The sequence below is a fragment of the Flaviaesturariibacter aridisoli genome, assembly GCF_004343705.1.
Lineage (GTDB): Bacteria > Bacteroidota > Bacteroidia > Chitinophagales > Chitinophagaceae > Flavisolibacter > Flavisolibacter aridisoli.
In genome coordinates, this window is the sequence record NZ_SKFH01000029.1 from 20,498 (window position 1) to 41,890 (window position 21,393).

Here is a 21,393-nt window from a genome sequence, read left to right on the forward strand (position 1 = left end):
CCGGCAGCATCTTTGCACAAATCCCCGCCATGAACAACGGCCAACCCGCGACTGATATCAATGCCGTGCTCGAAGCTTCTTTTGCGGCCTTCGGAGCCTACCGTGAGCGCAGCCTCGCCGACCGCGCCGCCTTTCTGGAAGGCATCGCCGGAGAGCTGGAGCGCGCTGCGGATGCCATAATCGAGACGGCCGCCCGCGAAACGCACCTGGCGCCGGAGCGCCTGCGTACCGAGCTGCAGCGGACGCAGTGGCAATTGTATTCCTACGGCCAGGCCTGTAAGGAAGGTGCCTGGCTGGATATCCGCATCGATACACCAGGAAGAGGTGCCGGTTTCCGGTCTCCGGTTTCCAGTTCAGAAACGACAAAGACCAACGCCAAAAATGTGAAGCCGGAATCCGGAAACCAGCAACCCGAAACCGACGATCGGAAACCGGAAACCGCAAGCTGGAAACAGCATGCCCGCCAGAACGACCTGCGCAAGATGCTCGTGCCCCTGGGTCCGGTTGTGGTCTTTGGCGCTTCGAACTTTCCTTTCGCTTACAGTACTGCCGGTGGCGACACGGCCTGCGCGCTGGCGGCGGGCTGCCCCGTGATCGTAAAGGCCCACCCGGCACATGCGGCCACCTCGCGGCTCGTGGCCGAAGCGGTGGTCCGCGCCGCCCGCATGCAGGGCCTGCCCGAAGCGGTATTCCAGCACGTGGCGGGCGACCTTGCCGAAGGGCAGGCGCTCGTGCAGCACCCGCTCACCCGCGCTGTGGGTTTTACCGGCTCGCTGGCGGGCGGTCGTGCCCTGTTCGACCTCGCCAACGCCCGTCCGGAGCCCATCCCCGTGTTCGCGGAAATGGGCTCGGTCAACCCCGTATTTCTACTGCCCGGCTACGTGGCGGAAAATACCGAAGCGCTCGCGAAGCAGCTGGTGGCGTCGTTCACCGCGTCGGTGGGCCAGATGTGCACCAACCCGGGTCTGCTGATCGGGATCGAAGGGGAGTCGCTCAGCGCCCTGCAAAAGGCCATGGTTCACGAACTGGCCGTGGTGCCGCCGGCGGAAATGCTCCACCCCGGCATCGCCAAAGCCTTTCAGCACAAGCGCGCTGGCGCCCTCGATGTACAAGGTGTGAAAGTAGCCGGCACGCTTTCCTGCCCCGTCGGGCGCAACGAAAGCATCCCGACGCTGGCTACCGTGTCGGGCGACGACTTCCTGGCCAACCCGCTGTTGCAGGAAGAAGTGTTCGGTCCCTATTCGCTGCTGGTGCGCTGCCGCGACGAGGCGCAGTTGCTGGAAGTGGCACGTAGCCTCAAAGGGCAACTCACGACCACCATCATCGCCACGGAAAACGAACTGGCTGCCTGCGCCGGGCTCTTGCCGCTGTTGCATGAGCGCTGCGGCCGGCTGGTGCGCAACGGAGTGCCGACGGGTGTGGAAGTAGTGCCGGCCATGATGCATGGCGGGCCCTATCCCGCCACAACCGACAGCCGCTTTACCGCCGTGGGTGCCGATGGTATCCGCCGCTTTGCGCGGCCACTGTGCTACCAGAACTGGGAAGAGGCTTTGCTGCCACGAGAGCTGCAGTCCGCCAACCCGCTGGGCCTGTGGCGCACCGTGAACGGCGTGCAGACCCGAGATGCGGTTTAGAAAAAGAAAACCGCTTACAGCGGGGCAGGCTTCGGACCGGCAAGCGGGAGCCGCAGGTGGTTATGGTTTCTTATGATTTTGCGGACGCACGCTTGGCTCGAGTAGCTCACCATGAGGTTTGTGGCTTGAGCGAAGTCGAAGGCTGCGTTAATCTTAAGAATCATATCAGATCTGCTTTCTTTCTCTCTCCTGTTCCTGTTTACTTTTGGGCCATGTTTACTGCCGATACGGTTGCTTACGCCGCTACAAACCAGTTTTCCCGCATCGTGACGGATTACCTTGCCGGCGCCGAAACCCTGGCGCCTTTTTACACGCACCGTCCGGACGTGGAGGGGCTGAAAGCCGCCCTGGAAGCGCGCAAGGCGGCACCCGGGCATCGCGCGGTACTCGTGGAAGCCCTGCGCCGCCAGTATGCATCAACGTTTTCCAAAGAGGCCGTGTCGGCCAACATCGAAGCCCTGCTCGACGAGCGCACGTTTACCGTGACCACGGCGCACCAGCCCAACCTGCTCAGCGGGCCCCTGTACTTCGTGTACAAGATCCTGCACGCCATCCGGCTCGCTACGCAGCTGGAAAAAGACCTTCCCGGTCATCGCTTTGTGCCGGTATTCTATATGGGCTCCGAAGACGCCGACCTGGCCGAGCTCAATCATTTCACGGTGCAGGGCAAACGCTATGTGTGGAATACACAGCAAACCGGCGCCGTAGGCCGCATGCGGATTGACAAGCAGTTGCTGTCGTTGCTCACGGAGCTCGAAGGGCAGCTCGCTGTGGCCCCGAAAGGAGCGGAGCTGATGGCGCTGTTGCGCCGCTGCTATACCGAAGGACGCAGCATCCAGGACGCTACGTTTGCATGGGTGCACGAACTGTTCGGACGCTACGGCCTCGTAGTGCTGATTGCCGACGATCCATCGCTCAAGGCGCTGATGAAGCCTGTGTTCGAGGCCGACCTGTTCCGGCAGGAAGCCGCGGGCATCGTAGCCGCCACTTCGGAGCGCCTGCAGGCACATTACAACGTGCAGGCGCATCCGCGTGAGATCAACCTGTTTTACCTGAAAGACGATATCCGTGCCCGCATTGAACAGCGTGGCGACGAGTTCTTTGTTGTCGGCACCGACATCCGGTTTTCCGCAACGGAAATGCTTGCCGAGCTCGAAAGCCATCCTGAACGCTTCAGCCCGAACGTGATCCTGCGCGGGCTCTACCAGGAAACGATCCTGCCAAACGTGGCCTTTATCGGCGGCGGCGGCGAGCTCGCTTACTGGCTGCAGCTGAAAGAGCTCTTTGCCCATTACGCGGTTCCTTTCCCGGCACTGGTGCTGCGCAATTCCTTCCTGCTCCTCGACGAGCGGCAGCAGGAACTGGCCGCGTCGCTGCAACTTGATACGGAATCCTTGTTTCAATCGGAGCTGGATCTTATGAATCGCCACCTCAAGCTCCAGGGGCGCAAGCCGGAGCTGAATGGCGAAGTGTCGGAGCTCCGGCAGCTTTATGAAAAGCTGGCGGGCGGAGCGGTACAGATCGACGTCACGCTCGGGCGCCATGTGGCTGCCCTGCAGGCGCGCGCGCTGAACCAGCTCGAGGCGCTGGAGAAGAAAATGCAACGGGCCGCGCGCAAAAAGGAAGATGCCACCGCGCGGCAACTGCACAAGCTGAAGGAGCAGCTGTTTCCGAAAAACGGCTTGCAGGAACGCGTGGAGAATGTAAGCTCCTGGTACGCGCAGGAAGGGCCCGCATTCATCGAGGCTTTATTGGAACATTCGGGTGCGCTGGAGCAGCGCTTTACCGTGCTGTATCGAAGCCATTCGGCCAGCGGCCTTGCAGGGTAGCCACCTTCTGATTTACCTCCGCTTCGAGCTGCAGCTTGTACTCGGCCATCCTGTTTCCGACCGTTTCATCGAAGGCGCCGATCAGCTGCGCGGCAAGTATGCCGGCATTCTTGGCCGCGTTGAGCGCCACCGTGGCCACAGGCACCCCGTTGGGCATTTGCAGAATGGAGAGCACCGAGTCCCACCCGTCGATTGAATTGGAAGATTTGATCGGCACGCCGATCACCGGGAGCGGCGTGAGGGAGGCCACCATCCCGGGCAGGTGCGCGGCGCCACCGGCCCCTGCGATGATCACCTTCAATCCGCGCCCACGCGCACCCTGCGCATATTGAAACATGCGCTGTGGCGTCCGGTGCGCCGATACGACCGTCAGCTCAAAGTCGATCCCGAATTGCTGCAGGATGTCCGCCGCTGCCTGCATTACCGGCAGGTCGGAGTCGGAACCCATGATGATGCCAACGAGGGCCGTTTGTTGCTGGTGGTTTGTAGTTGGTGGTTGGGTGTTCATATTCGATCAGGTTGACTGGTGCCTAAACTTCCTGCAAGATCGATCGAAAGAACTACAAACCACACACTTCGAACTACAAACTTGTTCTACCGGACAATGTCTCCACGCAGCTGCATCAGTTGGATCTCCGACAGCTTCGTGTTGTAGCGGGCCTGGATGATGCGGAATTGCGCGTCGGAAAGGTTTTGCTCTGCCGTGCGCAGCTCAATGAAGTTGGTCACACCAAGACGGTAGCGCTCGCGCACGATGCCGAGGTTTTCGCGCACGAGGGCCATGTTCTGCTCTTCGAGCTTCAGGGTGCGGCGCGCGGCGTCATAGGTAACGTAGGCGGCGCTGATACCGGCCTGTATGTTCGACAGGTCGCGCTGGTAGGTAAGCTGTTGGTAGTCCATCTCGGCCTGTGCCAGCTGGATGTTGCGGCGTACGGAAAAGCCGTTGAACAGGGGAATGGTGGCGGTCAGTCCGTAGTTGAGCCCGGAGTTGCGGTTCAGCACCGGCTGGGTGATTTCGTTGACCACCGAGCCGCTTTTGGCGCGGTTGAAGTTATAGGCTGACGTGAAGGAAACCGTGGGCCAGCGGCTGGCGCGGGCATCGCGAAGCGTGAGCTCCGCGAGGCGGATGTTGGCACGGCCCAGCTGCAGGCGCGGGTTCACCTGGTCGAGCCCGCTGCGGGCGGAATCGAGGAGGATGTTTTCGTTGAACGTGATCACCGTATCGGCCACCTGCACGGGCGCCGGCTGGCCGTTGTTGAACAGGTAACCGAGCTGCGCGCGGTACACGTCGAGCTGGCCCTGCTGCGCCAGCAGGTTGCTGCGCTGGGCATTGACGTCGATCTGCGCCTGCAGCACGTCGGGCTTTACGCCGGTGCCGATGTCGAATTTGTACTGGGAAATGCGCAGGCGGTCGCTGGCCAGTGCGATGCTTTCCTGGAGCGCCTTGATCTGTTCCTGCTGGCGCACGATGCCATAGTAATTGCGCATCACGTCGGCCACGGTGCTGACCACCTGGTTGCGGATCTGCAACTCGCCCACGCGCAGCAATTCATTCACCCGGTCGTGGGCAATGAACATGCGGAAGCCGTCGAACAGCGTCCAGTTCAGGTTGACGGAGGTATTGAGCGTAGTCTGCTGCACCTTGCCGCCGCGTGTTTGCCCGTTTTTAAGCTCCTGCAGCTGCCGCGCGTTGTTTACGATGAGGCTGCCCTGGGCGTTGACCGTGGGCAGGAAGGAATATTTGACGTACGACTGGTTGATGGCGGCCACGGTGGAGTCGTTCCGTGACAGCTGGATGTCGTAGTTGTTCTGCAGGGCGATGGCGATGGCCTCTTCGAGGGTCAAAGGGTGCTCCTGGCCGAAGGCCGCGCCGCCGCTGCACAGGAAAAGGGCTACAATCAGTTTCTTCATAGTCATCAATGCACGGTTTGAGTCGTCGCTTTCTTTTGCGCTTCTTCGTCCATCAGGTCGAGGGTGTTGCGCTTTTTCTCGCTGGAAAGGAAGGTATAAATCGCAGGCACCACGAAGAGGGTGAAGATGAGGGAGATCATGATGCCGCCTACGATCACGATGCCCAGCGGGATGCGGCTCGTGGCGGCGGCGCCCAGCGACAGGGCGATGGGCAATGCGCCCAGCGCCATGGCCAGGCTCGTCATCAGGATCGGGCGCAGGCGCTGCTGGGCGGCGTGGATGGCCGCTTCCAGTTTGTTCATACCTGCCAGGCGGCTTTGGTTGGCGAATTCGACGATCAGGATACCGTTCTTCACCACCAGGCCAATGAGCATGATGATGCCGATCTGCGAGAAGATGTTGATCGTTTGCCCGAAGATCCACAACGACAACAGGGCGCCGGCGCCGGCCAGCGGGATCGTGGTCATGATCGTGAGCGGGTCGATGAAGCTCTCGAACTGCGCCGCAAGGATGAGGAAGATGAGGCCCACGGCCAGCAGCAGCGCAAAGCCGATACCGCCGGAGCTTTCCACGTAGTCGCGCGAAGTGCCGCTCAGTGCCGTCTGGAACGTCGGGTCGAGCAGGTGGCCGGCGATGCGCTGCATTTCCTTGATGCCGTCGCCAAGGGTTTGCCCCGGTGCCAGTCCCGCCGAAATGGTGGCCGACTTAAAACGGTTGAAGTGGTAGATGGTCGAAGGTGTGGTGGCTTCTTCGATGCTTACCAGGTTGTCGAGCGAGACCATCTGGCCGCTTTTGCTCCGGACAAACAGGTTGCGCAGGTCGCTGGGATCGTCGCGGTCGGCGCGCTCCACCTGGCCCATCACCTGGTATTGCTTGCCGCGCATCGTGAAATAACCGAGGCGCTGGTTGGAAAGCGCGAGCTGCAGGGTGCGCGATACGTCTTCCACGCTTACCCCTAATTCATTCGCCTTGAGTCGGTCTACGGTGATGCGGAGCTCCGGTTTATTGAACTTCAGGTCGGCGTCCACCTGCTGCAGGACCGTGCTTTTATTGGCTTCCTCCAGGAAACGCGGGAGAACCTGCGCCAGCTTGTCGAAGTCGTTGTTCTGGACCACGAACTGCACCGGCTGTCCGCCGCGGCGGTTCACGGCAATGGTTTGCTCTTCGATGGCCACCACGCGGCCTTCATTGAATTTGCCGAGATTTTTATTCACCATCGCCACGATCTCCTTCTGCGAACGCGAGCGATCGGTCGGGTCTACCAGCGCCACGCGCACGAAGCCCGAGTTGGTGGCGCCGCTGGCGAAGCCGGGAGCCGTCAGCGACAGGATCGTGTTCTTTTCCGGAACGGAGTCGAGCATGAAGTCGCTGAGACGGTTGATATAGCGGTCCATGTAATCGTACGAGGTGCCTTCGGGGGCGGACACCTGGAGGCGAAACTGGCTGCGGTCTTCCATCGGCGCCAGCTCGGAGGGAAGGGTCATCCAGAGCCAGACCGCGATACCCGCGGCGGCTGCTACGATGAACCAGGCCACAAAGCGCACGCGGATAAAACCGCGTACGGCGCGGCCGTAGCTGCGCTCCATCCACTGGAAGAAAGGTTCCGTTTTACGGTAAAACCAGCCGTGGTTGTGGAGCGTGTCGGCACGGGTCAGCTTGACGTTGAGCACGGGTGTCAGCGTCAGCGATACGAACGCGGATATCAGCACGGCGCCCGCCACTACGATGCCGAACTCCCGGAAGAGACGGCCCACAAAACCTTGGATGAAGATGATCGGGAGAAACACAAACGCGAGCGTGATGGAGGTGGAGATCACCGCGAAGTAGATCTCCTTGGAGCCCTCCAGTGCCGCACGCCACTTGTCCATACCCTGCTCCATCTTCTTAAAAATGTTTTCCGTCACCACGATGCCGTCATCCACCACGAGGCCCGTGGCCAGCACGATGCCGAGCAGCGTCAGCACGTTGATGGTAAAGCCGCAGACGTACATGATAAAGAAGGCGCCGATGAGCGATACGGGTATGTCGATCAGCGGGCGGAAGGCGATGGCCCAGCTGCGGAAGAAGAAGTAGATAATGAGGATCACGAGGCCCAGCGAGATGAGCAGCGTTTCTTCCACCTCGGATATGGAGCGCTTGATAAACTTCGTCTGGTCGAGGGCGATGTTGAGCGTGATATCGGCCGGCATGTCGGCCTTCAGCTGGTCGTAGCGTTTGTAGAATTCGTTTGAGATTGCCACGTAGTTGGAGCCGGGCTGGGGGATGATGGCCAGGGCGATCATCGGGATGCCGCTCTCGCGCAGCTGCGATTCTTCGTTCTCCGGGCCCAGCTGCGCTTCGGCCACGTCGGCGAGGCGCACCACCGAATTGGAATCGCTTTTCACCACTACATTGTTGAAATCCTCTTCTGTGTTGAGGCGTCCGAAAGTGCGCACCGTGAGCTCTGTGGCATTGCCCGAGATCTTACCCGAAGGCAGCTCCACGTTCTCGCGCGACAGGGCCTGCGAGACGTCGGTGGGCGTGAGGCCGTACGAGGCAAGGCGGTCGGGCTTCAGCCAGATGCGCATCGCGTAGCGCTTTTCGCCCCAGATCTGGATGGCGGATACGCCGGGGATCGTTTGCAGGCGCTCCACCAACACGTTGTTGGCCCACTCGGAGATCTCCAGCTGGTTGCGGGTATTGCTCTGCACCGTCATGGAGATGATCGGGTCGGAGGAGGCGTCGGCCTTGCTCACTACCGGAGGCGCGTCGAGGTCGGCGGGCAGCTGGCGGGTGGCCTGCGACACTTTGTCGCGCACGTCGTTGGCAGCTGCTTCAAGGTCGATGCCCAGCTCGAATTCCACGTTGATATTGGAGGAGCCCGCATTGGACGAAGAGGTGATGTTCTTGATGCCCGCGATTCCGTTGATGGCCTTCTCGAGCGGCTCGGTGATCTGCGTTTCGATGATATCGGGGTTGGCGCCGCCGTAGGAGGTGCGCACGTTAATGTTGGGCGGATCGATGGCGGGGTAGTCGCGCACGCCCAGCGACTGGAAGCCGATGATGCCGAACACCACGATGATGATGTTGAGCACGATGGCCAGCACGGGACGCCGTAGCGACAGTTCACTGATGTTCATGGTATCCGTTTAAGGGTTGGGTGTTGTCGAAGGTTTTTAAAGTTCTTAGGGTTCTTAAGGTTTTGAAGGTTGTATTCCGACCACAAAAACCCTGAAAACGTTCAGAACCTCAAGAACCTTTTTTTTCCGGCCGGTTGACCACTTTTCGCACAAAGGCCTTTGCATTCGGCTTCAGCCCGAGGATGCCGGTTATGGCCACCGTATCGCCGGGTTTGAGCCCGGAGGTGATCTCTACGAAGCTGGAGTCGCGGATGCCGGTGCTGACGTCTACAAAGCGCACCTTGTTGCTGTCGATGAGGTATACTTTCTTGCCACGGGCCTGGGGCACGATCGCCTGCGTGGGGATCATCAGGGCGTTGGGGTTCGGCTCGAAGGCGATCCGGATGCGGGCAAAGGATCCCGGTACGAGGCCGGCTTCCACGCCGCGCACTGCGGCGCGCATCGTGAGCGTGCGGGTGGCGCCGGTGATGCCCGATTCGGTGGCGATCACCTGGGCGGCGTAGCTGCGCTCGCTGTTCTCCGTATGAAACTGTACGAAAGAGCCCGCTTTCACCCGGCTGATGTATTGCTCGGGGAGGTTGAAGTCCACGCGCATACCGGTGGTCTTTTGTATCGTGGTGAGTACCGACTGCTGCGTTACGAAAGCGCCGGGGCTGACCATCTTGAGGCCCAGTTTGCCGGTAAAGGGTGCCCGGATCTCGGTTTTGCGGATGTTGGTGCTGAGCACGGCCAGGTCGGCCTGGGCGTTGGAGATCTGCAGGCGGGCCACATCGAGGTCCTGCTTGCTGATGCCGCCGATCTTTTCGAGGGCCGCGTAGCGGTTGACGGTGGTCTGGGCCTGCTGGAGCTGCACCTGCAGCTTGCGGCGCTGGGCCAACAGGTCGGCGTCGTCGAGCTTGGCAATGAGGGCGCCCTGCTGCACGATCGCGCCTTCACGGATATTGAGGTGAACGATACGGCCGGTCACTTCGGGATGGATCTCGGTAGATTCACCGGCTACAAGGGTGCCGGGCACCTCGATGTTTTCACTGACCGTCCGGGTTTCTACCAGGAAGGCGTCCACGCGGGCGGGGGGACGGGCACCGGCTTTTTGCTGGGCCGAGGCGTCTTTTTTGCGTTCCGAACTGCAGGCGCCCAGCAGCAGGAAGGCGGCCAGGGGCAGGAACAGCGACTGTTTTTTCAAGGGGATCAATGGTTTATGCGTAAGGCTAAAGTAATTCAGGCTGCAATCTACGTTGGAACACCGGCCTGAGGACGCCGTTTAACCTTAATTAACGGCCACCGGGAGCTTTAACGGCTGACGACGCGTAAAGTTTGACGCACCTTGTTGGCTTTGTGGATGAGGTCCTGTTTTTCATCGCTCAGCACCGTCACGTGGCCCATTTTCCGGCCCGGGCGCGTTTCGCTTTTTCCATACAGGTGCACAAAGGCGTTGTCGATCTTCAGCACTTCTTCCAGCCCTTCGTACACGGCGGGACCGCTGTGCCCGTCGGCGCCGATCAGGTTGATCATTACCGAAGGCAGGATCGCCTTGGTGTTGCCCAGGGGATAGCCCAGGAGGATGCGCCACAGCATGTCGAACTGCGAGCTGTAGTGCCCCTCGATGCTGTGGTGGCCGCTGTTGTGCACCCGCGGTGCCGTTTCGTTTACCAGCACCTCGTTGTGGTCGTCTACCAGCAGCTCCACGGCGAAGAGCCCGGGCGAGGCCAGGTGGCGCACCAGCGACAGGGAGATCGCTTCGATCTTCCAGAGCACTTCGGTAGGAATGTCGGCCGGCGACAATTGATAATCGAGCAGGTTGAGGTCGGGGTTGAACACCATTTCCACGGGCGGGTAAAGGGCGGTCTTGCCCTGGCTGTCGACGGCCACCAGCTGGGCAATCTCCTTGCGGATCTTTACCATTTTTTCCAATACGCCCGGAGCGTCGAAGCCAAGTGGGAGGTCCTTCTTTTCGTGGAGCAGCTGCACGCCCTTGCCGTCGTAGCCGCCTTCGCCGATCTTATGCACCGCCGGCAGAAAGGCGTGCTGTGCCTCCAGCGCCGCCCGGTTTTCCGTGATGACGAATGCGGCGGTCGGGATGCCGTGCTCAGCATAGAACTGCTTTTGCCGGATCTTATTCTTGATGATGCGCAGCACTGAAGGCTTCGGGATGACGCGAACGCCTTCCGCTTCCAGCCGCTCGAGTGCTTCGATATTGACGTTCTCCATCTCGATGGTGATGGCGTCGAGGCCCAGGCCGAAGGCGTATACATCGTCGAAATTGCGGATATCGCCCTGCCGGAAGTGGTGACAAAGGTGTGCCGATGGACAATCCGGGTCGGATTCGAGTACAAAGGTTTCTACGGGATAGTTTGCGGCTGCCTGCAACAACATGCGGCCGAGTTGTCCGCCGCCGAGAATGCCCACTTTCTGCATGGAGCGAAGATACGCGGCGACGGGGTTCAGGGATAGGTCTGGATTTTGCGGCATTGTTCAACATGCACCCCTTGAACACCTCCAAGGACTTCAACGCCCTGCTGGCCGATGCCGACGACCGCCCTGTAGTGATGCTCGGCGAGGCCAGTCACGGCACCCATGAATACTATACCTGGCGCACGGCCCTGTCGAAGCGGCTTATTGAAGAGAAGGGTTTTCGCTTTATCGCCGTCGAGGGCGACTGGCCCGATTGCTACAAGATCAACCGCTATGTGAAAGGCTACCCGGATGCCGGCGACAGCATTCACGCCGTGCTCCGCAGTTTCGACCGCTGGCCGACCTGGATGTGGGCCAACTGGGAGGTGGCGGCCCTTGCCGAATGGCTCCGCGACTGGAACAGCCACCGGCCCATGGAGCAGCGGGTGGGGTTTTATGGGCTCGACGTGTATAGCCTCTGGGATTCGATGCGCATCCTGCAGGAGTACCTGGAAGGCGAGGACCCGGCGCTGGCGAAGGCGATCCGCGGCGCGTTGGGTTGCTTCCAGCCTTATGAAGACAACGAGCACGCCTATGCGCGTGCTTCCCTGACGAAGCACAGTTGCCGCGACCGCGTGCTGGAACTACTGCGCGAAGTGCGCGAAAAGGCACTGCAATACAGCGAGGACGCAGAGGCGGCCTTCAGCGCCGAGCAGAATGCGCTCATTGCCGTCAATGCCGAAAGCTACTATCGGAGCATGATGAGTTTTGACAACGAAAGCTGGAACGTGCGCGACCGGCATATGATGGAAACGCTCCGCCGGCTGATGGACTTCCACGGGCCCGAAGCGAAGGGCATTGTGTGGGAGCACAACACCCATATCGGCGATGCCCGCGCCACGAGCATGCGCCAGGCCGGGATGATCAACATCGGGCAGCTGGCGCGCGAGGAATACGGCTTGAACCGCGTCTACCTGTGCGGCTTCGGTTGCTATGAAGGCAGCGTGGTGGCAGGAGAGGAGTGGGGCGCGCCGCACGAAGTGATGCCCGTGCCCGAGGCACGTGAAGGCTCCATCGAACACTGGCTGCACCGGGAAAGCACGCAGTCGCGCTACCTCCTTTTCAACACGGAAGACATCCGGGCGCTGTACGACCAGTCGGTGCAGCACCGCGCCATCGGCGTTGTGTACGATCCCGACCGTGAGCGCTATGGCAACTACGTGCCCACTGTGATGGCCGAACGCTACGATGCGTTCATTTTCATCGACCGCACCGAAGCGCTGCATCCGCTGCATACCCATGATGCGGCGAACAAGATCCCCGATACCTACCCGTTTGGCCTTTGAGCAAAAAGGACCGCCGGGCGGTCACGTAGTCACACTGAGCGAAGCGAAGTGTCCGTGCCAACGACCGAAAACGATCTCCACCATTGCGGTGTTCCTTAAAAACAGCAATCGTCCGCCTTATTCGACCAGTCCTAACAGCGTAATTCAATGACTCCTCGCTTCGCTTAGCGTGACAAAGGCCGCGCGGAGCGCGGCCTTTGTGCCTTCGATATTCAAAGTTCCTTGTTGCTGGTTCGGTAATCCTAGAGATTGCCGCGGGCTTCCTGCTCGCGCTCGATCGCTTCGAAGAGCGCCTTGAAGTTGCCCTTGCCGAAGCTCTTGGCACCTTTGCGCTGGATGATCTCGAAGAAAAGCGTGGGACGGTCCTGCACCGGCTTGCTGAACAGTTGCAGCAGGTAGCCTTCGTTGTCGCGGTCCACCAGGATGCCGAGCTCTTTGAGGGGTTCGAGGTCTTCATCGATGTGGCCCACGCGGTCGATCAGGTCGTCGTAGTAGGAGCTGGGCACTTTGAGGAATTCCACGCCGCGGCTCATGAGGTCGCGCACGGTGGTCACAATGTCGGCCGTGGCCAGGGCCACGTGCTGCACGCCTTCGCCGTCGAAGAACTCGAGGTATTCTTCCACCTGCGACTTCTTCTTGCCTTCCGCTGGCTCGTTGATCGGGAATTTTACAAAGCCATTGCCGCTGCTCATCACCTTGCTCATGAGCGCCGAATATTCGGTGGAGATGTCTTCGTCGTCAAAGGAGAGAATGTTCTTGAAGCCCATGACTTCCTCATAGAATTTAACCCAGGGGTTCATCTGGTTCCAACCCACGTTGCCCACGCAGTGATCCACGTAAAGGAGGCCGGTGTCGGTGGGGGCGAAGTGCGGGTTGCTCCAGGGGCGAAAGCCCGGCATAAAAGCACCGTTATAGTTGCGGCGCTCTACAAATAAATGCACCGTATCGCCGTAGGTATGAATGCCGCTCAGTACTACCTCGCCATGCTCGTCCTGCAGGCGCTGGGGCTCGAGGTAGCTTCTGCCGCCCCGCTTCGTGGTTTCTTGCCAGGCGGCGGTGGCATCGTCCACCCGGAGGGCCAGGTATTTAACGCCGTCGCCGTGCTTGTACACGTGGTCGGCGATAACATTGTTGGCACGGATGGGCGTGGTGAGAACGAAGGTGAGCTTGTGTTGGCGCACCACGTAGGAGGCGCGGTCTTTCACACCCGTTTCGGGACCGGCATAAGCCACGGCCTGGAAGCCGAAGGCGCTCATGTAGTAGTGGGCGGCCTGCTTGGCATTGCCCACGTAAAATTCCACATAGTCCGTACCCTGCAGGGGCAGGAAATCCGTTGTGGCAGCGGCGGCTGCCTGAGGCGCGGTAGCAATCGACATGATCGTTTGTATTTACTGACGCAAAGTTAGCATCTTTGCGGCCGCGAAGATTTTGGACTTTTCTTTGCATTTGAAATGGGAACTTGCTTCCTCATCGAGCCTAGGTACCGCATGCGTAAACTATTCCTGATCCTGACCGCCGTGATGGGCGCGCTGCTGGCGCAGGCCCAGGGCGATGTGCTGCCGGCCGTTCGCGCCGAAAGCTTCTCGTTCATCAACTACCAGAAAGGCTTTGCCCGCCCCGCGCAAGCGCTCAAGAACAAGCTCGACACGCTCCAGAAGCAATTCAACGCCAAGGGCCTTGCCTGGCCGGCGAAATACGTCTATATCCGCTCCTTTAAATACGACAGCCAACTGGAAGTGTGGGTGAAGAACGATCGCAAGGATGCGTTCAAGCTCTTCAAGACCTACCGCGTCTGCGCCCTTGCCGGCTCGCTCGGGCCGAAGCGGATGCAGGGCGATTACCAGGTACCCGAAGGCTTTTACTACATCAACGAATTCAATCCCAACAGCAACTATTACCTGTCGCTCGGCCTCAATTACCCGAATGCGTCCGACCGTGTGCTCAGCGATTCGCTGCAGCCCGGGGGGGATATTTACATTCACGGCTCCTGCGTGACCGTGGGCTGTATCCCGGTGACCGACACCTATATCGAAGAACTCTATGTGCTCGCCTCCTTCGCCCGCGATGCCGGCCAGGAATACATCCCGGTGCACATCTACCCGATTCGCTACAACAACCGGAAAAGTGCCGAGTACCTCGCCTCGCTGACAAAGACAGACGCCGAACTCAAGCGTTTTGCCGATAACCTCGAAAAGGTCTACGACCACTTCGAAGCCACGCACCAGCTGCCGGTGATCATGACCAACGACAAGGGCGAATACATTTACAGCTCGCTGTCGAAGAAAACAGTGCCCCCGCCGCCGGTGAAAAAGATTCACCCGCCCCGCCGCACCCGCAACATCACGGCACTGGCCGATGCCGTGCACGAATGGCCGCAGTTCCCGGGCGGAAATAATGTATTTCTGGACTACCTGAAAAAAGTAGGTTTCGTATTGTCCGATGGATTGCCGGCAGGGCAGAAGAAAGCCTATGTGCAAGTCGAGTTCATCGTGGATGCCGACGGCGCCGCGGTCAATTTCCGGGTAACGAAGGGGGTGAACGCTGAATTCAACGAGGAGATCATCACCCTGCTGGAGAAGATGCCCTATTGGAAACCCGCTCTGCTCGACGGCCATGCGGTAGCGAAAAAGATCGTGCAGGGCTTCGCCATCGAGCCTCCGGGCCAATAACCCGGCACCAGCCGCTCTCCATGGAAAGCGAATGAAAAGCCCGGATCGAAAAGGATCCGGGCTTTTTGTTTGGTCTGTTCACAACCGCCTGCTTACAACGCCTGCGAGCTGCTCAGGAGCACCTGGATCGTTTCGGGCGTTTGTTGTTTGAGGATGATGCTGCTGTCGCCGCAAAGCTCGCCGATGAGCCCGTCGTTGTAATGGCGGATCGTCAGCAGCGTGAGGCCGCGCGTGAGCTGTACGTCGAAAGTCTGTGCGGCGCGATGGGCAAGCGCTTCCACCTTTTCTGGGTGTTCGTCGATGACGCAGAGGAAGCTCACCGCACCATTCTGGGTGAGGTTGGGCCGAAACTTCAGCTCTTCGAAAATGCGGTACACTTCGGCCGTGCCGCCTTCGCCGACGAAAGAGAAGTCTTTCGTGGCCAGTTCCACGAGCACCTGCTGGCGCTTGTAAACGATGATGGGCGGCAGCTCGCGGATGGGACTGTTGTGAATGATGGTGCCTTCGCCCGCGGGGTCGATAAAAGATTTGACGTAGAGCGGGATGCTCTTATTCTGCAGCGGCTTAATGGTCTTGGGATGAATCACCTGCGCACCGTAGTAGGCCATCTCGATCACCTCGCGGTAATTCAGCTCCCGGATCCATTGAGCATGCTCGTATTGCTTCGGGTCGGCATTCATCACGCCCTGCACGTCTTTCCAGATCGTCTGACCCTCGGCGCCGAGCAGGTTGGCAAAAACAGCGGCGGTGTAATCCGAACCTTCGCGGCCGAGCGTGGTGCTCTCGTTGCCGTCGGTAGAGCCAATAAAGCCCTGGGTGAGTACAATTCGATTTTGCTGCAGCGCGGGCAATACGAGCTCCTGCACTTTCTGGCCGGTGTAGTTCCAGTCAATCTGCGCGTCGCGGAAGTTGTCGTCGGTGCGGAGTATGTCGCGCACATCGAGCCATTGGTTGCCGACACCGTTGTCGTTCAGGTAGCGGCTGACAATAGCGGTAGACAACAGCTCGCCGACGCAAACTACCTGGTCGTAGTAATAGTCGTAGTCGCGTACGGGCTTGTCGTGCAGCAGCCACTCCACTTCGGTAAAGAAGTCGTTGAGGTAGGTCGTGTCTTCCTGTCCCAATGCAATCGCCATACTGCGGTGTTCGTCCTTTATACCTTCAAACAGTTGCAGGGCCTCGTCCTTATTGCCGGCGAAGAAGGCCTCGGTCACTTTTTCAAGCGCGTTGGTGGTCTTGCCCATGGCCGAGATCACCACCAGCAGTGTGTCCGTTGGATAGCGGCCCAGAATGGCACCCACGTTGCGCACCCGCTCGGGCGTGGACACAGAGGCTCCACCGAATTTGAAGACGTTCATTCAGGAAAAGTTTGTGCAAAGAAAGGGAGAGAACGTTTGTTGTTTGTCGTTTGTGGTCGGCCTACGGCTATACCCTGTTGTCGGCTATCGTAGCCCGGCGTCGCATTTTCGAACTACAAACCGCAAACTGCAAACAATAAACTGCTTACAGCTGCTCCTCTTTCAGCACATCCTGATAATCCGCCTTCTTCTGGAACACCGCCGCGGCGAACATGCAGACCGGCACGATCTTCAGTTGGTGCTGCCGCGCATATTCCACCGCAGCTTCCACGAGTTGATACCCGACATTCTGCCCGCGAAAGTCTTCGTCCACTTCGGTGTGGTCGATAATGATGGTCGTCGGATCATGGCGGATGTAGGTCATTTCGGCCAACACCTCCTCACCGTCGGGAAGAAAGAAAAGGCCGCGCTGTCCGTCTTGCTTATGCTGGATGATCATAGTGTTCTGTTTTTTTACCAAATATTTTTTTGGGCAAATGCCGTACCCGTCCCATATTTGTGCCTGATGAAAACCGTAATCAACAACAGCTGGTGGTGGCATACAAACTCTTCGGGGGTTCTGTAGCCGTTTGCCGTGTTGGTAACCATATTATTCAGAGCCCCGCATTGTCGGGGCTTTTTTATTGTCTCAAACCATGAAGAAGATCCGGATCCACACCAAGGTCACCCGCAGCCTCGCCGACGTTCACACGTCGGTGGGCATCTACCTGCGCCTGCGCGACCGCTTCCGCGACACCATCCTGCTGGAGAGCACCGACAGCCACGCTGCGGAAAACAGCTGGTCCTTTATCGGCATCAATGCCATCGCCGGCATCGAAGTGCTGGATGCCCGCCAGGCCGAGCTGAAGGTGCCCGGCGGCGACCCGGAGCGCGTGCCCCTGAGCGGGCAGGAGCGCCTGCCGGATGTGCTGGGCCGCTTCCTGGACCGCTTCGACCCTGTGGCCGACGATGCAGCTGCCCGCTTTGCGCAAGGACTCTACGGCTACTTCACCTTCGATGCCGTACAGCTCTTCGAGCAGATATCTTTCAAAAAAGGAACCGACGACCCCGCCTGGATTCCGCCGGCCCGGTACCGCCTCTACCAATACGTCATCGCCATCAACCATCACCGCGACGAGCTGCTGCTCTGCGAAAACGAAGTGGCCGGCATTCCCAGCGAACGCGCCGTGCTGGAGTCGCTGCTCTTCAGCAAAGACGTGCCCGTGTTTCCCTTTGCGCGGAAAGCGGGGGAGGCGAGCAATATGGACGACGAAGCCTACCGCACCCTCGTTCGTGCCGGCATCGGCCACTGCCACCGCGGGGATGTGTTCCAGATCGTGCTGAGCCGCCGCTTTGCGCAGGCCTTCCGCGGAGATGAGTTCAACGTATACCGGGCCCTGCGACACATTAATCCGTCGCCCTACCTGTTCTTTTTCGACTACGGGGATTACCGGCTGATGGGCTCTTCCCCCGAGGCACAGCTGGTGCTGCAAAAGGGACGTGCCGTAATGCATCCCATCGCCGGCACCTTCCGCCGCAGTGGCAATGATGCCGAAGACGCCCGGCGCGCCGAAGCGCTGCTGCAGGACCCGAAAGAAAATGCCGAGCACGTGATGCTCGTGGACCTCGCCCGCAACGATCTCAGCACAGTATGCAGCCACGTGGAAGTAACGCGCTACCGCCAGGTACAGTATTATTCGCACGTGATCCACCTCGTGAGTGAAGTGAGTGGCCAGGTGGAGGCTGGTGCTAACCCTTTCGAAGTCTTGTTCAGGACCTTTCCCGCCGGAACGCTCAGCGGCGCTCCGAAATACCGCGCCCTGCAACTGATCGACGGGCTGGAGCCCACGCCCCGCAGCTACTACGGCGGCGCCATCGGCTTCGTGGGTTTCGACGGCTCCTGCAACCACGCCATCATGATCCGCACCTTCCTCAGCCGAGGTAATACCTTGTACTACCAGGCCGGCGCCGGCGTGGTCGCCGCTTCCGATCCCGACAGCGAGCGCCAGGAAGTGGCCAACAAACTCAACGCCCTCCGCACCGCCCTGGAGCTGGCCGAAACCATCAACCCCAATTCCTGACCCATGAAAATACTCGTCTTCGATAACTACGATTCTTTTACGTACAACCTCGTGCACCTCGTGCGCACCCTCACCGATGCCCCGCTCGAAGTGCACCGCAACGACCGCATCCCGCTCGAAAAGGTCGCGGAATTCGACAAGATCATTCTCTCACCCGGGCCGGGCATCCCGTCCGAAGCCGGCCTGCTGCTGCCCCTGGTGCGCGAATATGCCGCCAGCAAATCGATCCTTGGCGTTTGCCTCGGCCACCAGGCCATCGGTGAAGCCTTCGGCGGCAGGATCGTGAACCTGGCCTCGGTGTTTCACGGGGTGGCAACACCGGCGCAGGTCGTGAGCCGTGAGCCGTCAGCTGGGAGCGGTATGAGTCTTTTCAACGACCTGCCCGACGTGTTCGAGGTGGGACGATATCACAGCTGGGTAGTAGACCAGGAGCGGCTGCCTGCTGACCTGCAAGTGACTGCAATCGATGAGGAGGGCTACATTATGGCGATGCAGCACAGGAAGTACGATGTGCAGGGTGTGCAATTTCATCCCGAAAGTGTGCTCACACCCAACGGAAGTACGATCATCAAAAACTGGTTAACCCAATAAAAGTTGCCGCGAACCTGCTCATGGTTCACGGCTCACGGCTTACGATGAAAAAGATCCTTCAATACCTCTTCGAACACAAGACCCTGCCGCGCACCGAGGCCCGCGAGGTGATGCTGGGCATTGCCGAGGGGCGCTACAACGAGGCCGAGCTGGCCGCGTTCATCACGGTGTTCCTGATGCGCACCATCACCATCGACGAGCTGCAGGGCTTCCGCGACGGGCTGCTTTCGCTGGCCCTGCCGGTGAACCTGTCGGCCTACGCCCCGATCGACATCGTGGGCACCGGCGGCGACGGCAAGAACACCTTCAACATCTCCACGCTCGCCTGCCTCGTGGTGGCCGGTGCGGGGGTAAAGGTGGCCAAGCACGGCAACTACGGCGCCTCGTCCATCAGCGGCGCTTCCAACGTGATGGAGTCGCTGGGCTACCGCTTCCGGAACGATCCGCAGCAGCTTGAGCGCGAGCTGGCGACCACCGGCTTCACCTTCCTCCACGCCCCGCTCTTTCACCCGGCGCTGAAGGCCGTAGCCGGCATCCGGCGCCACCTCGGCTTCCGCACGTTCTTCAACATGCTCGGCCCGCTGGTCAACCCGGCGCAGCCGGCGTATCAACTTATCGGCGTTTACAGTCCCGAGCTGTTGCGGATCTATACCTACCTGCTGCAGCAACAAGACACGCCGTTCACGCTCATCCACGGCCTGGATGGCTACGATGAAGTATCGCTTACCAACGATACGAAGGTCATCACCCAGGCCGGGGAGCAGGTGCTGTCCGCTTTCGAGCTGGGCAAGCGCACGGTGCAGCCGGCCGACATCAGCGGGGGCGCTACCGTTGCCGAAGCGGCCCGCATTTTCCGGAAAATCCTCGACGGCGAAGGCACCTGGGCGCAAAACGCGGTGGTGCTGGCCAATGCGGCCCTCTCTTTGCATGGACGCGGTGGATATTCCAGCTACGACGATGCCTATGGCGCCGCCGTGGAAAGCCTGGAAAGCGGCCGCGCCCGACAGGTTTTGACCCAGTTAATCCGCCTGCAATGAGCATATTGGAACAGATCATCGCCCGCAAACGCGACGAAGTAGCCGAACGAAAGTTCACCGCAACACCCACCGAGCTGCGCGAGCAGCCGCTGTACGAAGCCAGGCGCCGCTCCATGGCTTACGCGATCGAATTGCCCGGGAGTACCGGGCTAATCGCCGAGTTCAAGCGGAGGTCGCCATCCAAGGGCGCCTTCGTGCACGAGCTGGCTACGCCGGGCCTCGTGGTCAAAGCCTACGACGAATACGGGGCGGCCGGCATCTCGGTGCTCACCGACGGCCCCTTCTTCGGCGGGTCGCTGCAGGACCTGGCCGACACGCGGGCCCTCGTGGAAGCGCCGCTGCTGCGTAAAGACTTCATTATCGACCGCTACCAGCTCACTGAAGCCCGTGCCTGGGGCGCCGACGTGGTGCTGCTCATCGCCGCGGTGCTGAGCCCGCAGCAAGTGCAGGAGCTGGCAGCAGAAGCCCGCGAGCTCGGTTTGGAAGTGTTGCTCGAACTGCACCGGGAGTCGGAGCTGGGTCATATCTGTCACGACGTGACGATGGTGGGTGTGAACAACCGCAACCTGGCCGACTTCAGCGTGGATCTCGACCATTCCGTGCGCCTGGCGCAGGGTATACCCGCGGGAAAGATCAAGGTAGCCGAAAGCGGCATCCAGACGCCCGAAGACGTACGGTACCTCCGCGAGCGGGGCTTCGAAGCCTTTCTGATCGGGGAACGGTTTATGAAGGACCCCGACCCGGCCGGTGCATTTGCCGCCTTTGCCGGCGCTCTCAAAAAAGAAACCTTATGAAACTGAAAGTTTGCGGTCTGACCTCCACCGACCAGATGCAGGAAGCCTACGAAATGGGCGTCGATTACGTGGGGCTCGTGCTCTATCCCGGGTCGAAGCGCTCGGCTTTGCCGCTGGTAGAGCGGGAGCGCACCCGGATCCGGGACCTCCAGGTGCCGAAGATCGGCGTGTTCGTCAACGAAACCTACGACAACGTGCTCCGACTGACCGAGGAGCTCGACCTGACGGCCGTGCAGCTCCACGGCAACGAAACGCCGGAGTTCTGCCACGGACTGCAGGAGCGCGTCAACATCATCAAGGCCTTCCAGATTTCGGCTGATACCGATATCGACACGCTTGTGAAGCCCTACCAGAAGCTATGCAACTACTACCTGTTCGATACTGCCTCGGCAGGCTGGGGCGGCAGCGGAACCGGCTTCGACTGGAATATTCTGGAGACGGCGCTCGTGGACAAGCTCTTTTTCCTCAGCGGCGGTATTGGTCCCGAAGACCCGAACCGCATCCGGGAATTTTACCATCCCTTCCATTACGGGATCGATATCAACAGTCGTTTCGAAACGGCGCCGGGCACCAAAGACATGAAGCTGGTGCAGCAGTTTCTCAGCGACCTCAACGCCAACGAACCCGGGCGTGTCCAGGAAACCTGACGCCCGT

The 21,393-nt window shown here is 60.0% G+C and carries 17 protein-coding genes; 9 read left to right on the forward strand and 8 right to left on the reverse strand.

Features of this window, described 5'->3' with window-relative positions; translation table 11 throughout:
- The first annotated feature begins 29 nt into the window (after nucleotides 1–29).
- Nucleotides 30–1,634 carry an aldehyde dehydrogenase (NADP(+)) gene (locus E0486_RS14400; RefSeq protein ID WP_165917348.1) on the forward strand — a complete coding sequence of 535 codons (1,605 nt, stop codon included), beginning with the start codon at nucleotides 30–32 and terminating at the stop codon, nucleotides 1,632–1,634.
- Between the two features lie 212 nt (nucleotides 1,635–1,846).
- Complete coding sequence (gene bshC / locus E0486_RS14405; RefSeq protein WP_131853005.1) at nucleotides 1,847–3,463, forward strand: bacillithiol biosynthesis cysteine-adding enzyme BshC; 1,617 nt, start codon at nucleotides 1,847–1,849, stop codon at nucleotides 3,461–3,463.
- Here the strand turns inward: bshC and purE are convergent.
- From purE to E0486_RS14430, 5 genes are all read right to left on the reverse strand, one after another.
- Nucleotides 3,417–3,971: a 5-(carboxyamino)imidazole ribonucleotide mutase gene (gene purE / locus E0486_RS14410; protein ID WP_131853007.1), complete on the reverse strand. Its 555-nt coding sequence runs from the start codon at nucleotides 3,969–3,971 to the stop codon at nucleotides 3,417–3,419. The genes bshC and purE overlap by 47 nt on opposite strands.
- An 86-nt stretch (nucleotides 3,972–4,057) precedes the next feature.
- Nucleotides 4,058–5,374, reverse strand: a complete 1,317-nt coding sequence (locus E0486_RS14415) for a TolC family protein (protein WP_165917349.1) — start codon at nucleotides 5,372–5,374, stop codon at nucleotides 4,058–4,060.
- Nucleotides 5,375–5,379: 5 nt separating this feature from the next.
- Complete coding sequence (locus E0486_RS14420) at nucleotides 5,380–8,493, reverse strand: efflux RND transporter permease subunit (RefSeq protein WP_131853011.1); 3,114 nt, start codon at nucleotides 8,491–8,493, stop codon at nucleotides 5,380–5,382.
- A 109-nt stretch (nucleotides 8,494–8,602) separates the two neighbouring features.
- The gene (locus E0486_RS14425) at nucleotides 8,603–9,676 is read right to left on the reverse strand and encodes an efflux RND transporter periplasmic adaptor subunit (protein ID WP_131853013.1); all 1,074 of its coding nucleotides are present in this window, start codon (nucleotides 9,674–9,676) and stop codon (nucleotides 8,603–8,605) included.
- Between the two features lie 107 nt (nucleotides 9,677–9,783).
- Entirely contained in the window at nucleotides 9,784–10,908 is a 1,125-nt protein-coding gene (locus tag E0486_RS14430; protein WP_131853015.1) for a 5-(carboxyamino)imidazole ribonucleotide synthase, read from the reverse strand.
- Between the two features lie 62 nt (nucleotides 10,909–10,970).
- Between E0486_RS14430 and E0486_RS14435 the strand changes: the two genes are divergently transcribed.
- Nucleotides 10,971–12,230, forward strand: coding sequence for an erythromycin esterase family protein (locus tag E0486_RS14435; RefSeq protein WP_131853017.1), 1,260 nt, complete (start codon nucleotides 10,971–10,973; stop codon nucleotides 12,228–12,230).
- A 242-nt stretch (nucleotides 12,231–12,472) separates the two neighbouring features.
- Here E0486_RS14435 and hppD read toward each other — a convergent pair whose 3' ends face one another.
- Nucleotides 12,473–13,606 carry a 4-hydroxyphenylpyruvate dioxygenase gene (gene hppD, locus E0486_RS14440; protein ID WP_131853019.1) on the reverse strand — a complete coding sequence of 378 codons (1,134 nt, stop codon included), beginning with the start codon at nucleotides 13,604–13,606 and terminating at the stop codon, nucleotides 12,473–12,475.
- 111 nt (nucleotides 13,607–13,717) lie between these two features.
- On the opposite strand from hppD, the gene E0486_RS14445 reads away from it, so the two are divergent.
- On the forward strand, nucleotides 13,718–14,899 hold the full coding sequence (locus E0486_RS14445; RefSeq protein WP_243697447.1) for a L,D-transpeptidase family protein: 1,182 nt from the start codon (nucleotides 13,718–13,720) through the stop codon (nucleotides 14,897–14,899).
- Between the two features lie 92 nt (nucleotides 14,900–14,991).
- Here the strand turns inward: E0486_RS14445 and E0486_RS14450 are convergent, their stop codons facing one another.
- Nucleotides 14,992–16,257, reverse strand: coding sequence for an aspartate kinase (locus E0486_RS14450; protein ID WP_131853021.1), 1,266 nt, complete (start codon nucleotides 16,255–16,257; stop codon nucleotides 14,992–14,994).
- Between the two features lie 145 nt (nucleotides 16,258–16,402).
- Nucleotides 16,403–16,696, reverse strand: coding sequence for a GNAT family N-acetyltransferase (locus E0486_RS14455; RefSeq protein ID WP_131853023.1), 294 nt, complete (start codon nucleotides 16,694–16,696; stop codon nucleotides 16,403–16,405).
- 196 nt (nucleotides 16,697–16,892) lie between these two features.
- On the opposite strand from E0486_RS14455, the gene E0486_RS14460 reads away from it, so the two are divergent.
- Genes E0486_RS14460 through E0486_RS14480 form a run of 5 tightly spaced genes read left to right on the forward strand, consistent with a single transcriptional unit; the run spans nucleotide 16,893 to nucleotide 21,386 of the window.
- Nucleotides 16,893–18,317 (forward strand): anthranilate synthase component I family protein, encoded by a 1,425-nt coding sequence (locus E0486_RS14460; RefSeq protein ID WP_131853025.1) that lies wholly within the window; start codon nucleotides 16,893–16,895, stop codon nucleotides 18,315–18,317.
- 3 nt (nucleotides 18,318–18,320) lie between these two features.
- Nucleotides 18,321–18,908, forward strand: coding sequence for an anthranilate synthase component II (locus E0486_RS14465; protein ID WP_131853027.1), 588 nt, complete (start codon nucleotides 18,321–18,323; stop codon nucleotides 18,906–18,908).
- Between the two features lie 44 nt (nucleotides 18,909–18,952).
- A complete protein-coding gene (trpD, locus tag E0486_RS14470) occupies nucleotides 18,953–19,945 on the forward strand; it encodes an anthranilate phosphoribosyltransferase (RefSeq protein WP_131853029.1) in 993 nt (330 codons plus the stop codon).
- Nucleotides 19,942–20,739 (forward strand): indole-3-glycerol phosphate synthase TrpC, encoded by a 798-nt coding sequence (trpC, locus tag E0486_RS14475; protein WP_131853031.1) that lies wholly within the window; start codon nucleotides 19,942–19,944, stop codon nucleotides 20,737–20,739. The genes trpD and trpC overlap by 4 nt, the downstream gene beginning before the upstream one ends.
- A complete protein-coding gene (locus tag E0486_RS14480; RefSeq protein WP_131853033.1) occupies nucleotides 20,736–21,386 on the forward strand; it encodes a phosphoribosylanthranilate isomerase in 651 nt (216 codons plus the stop codon). Before trpC ends, E0486_RS14480 begins: the two co-directional genes overlap by 4 nt.
- The last annotated feature ends 7 nt before the right edge of the window (nucleotides 21,387–21,393 follow it).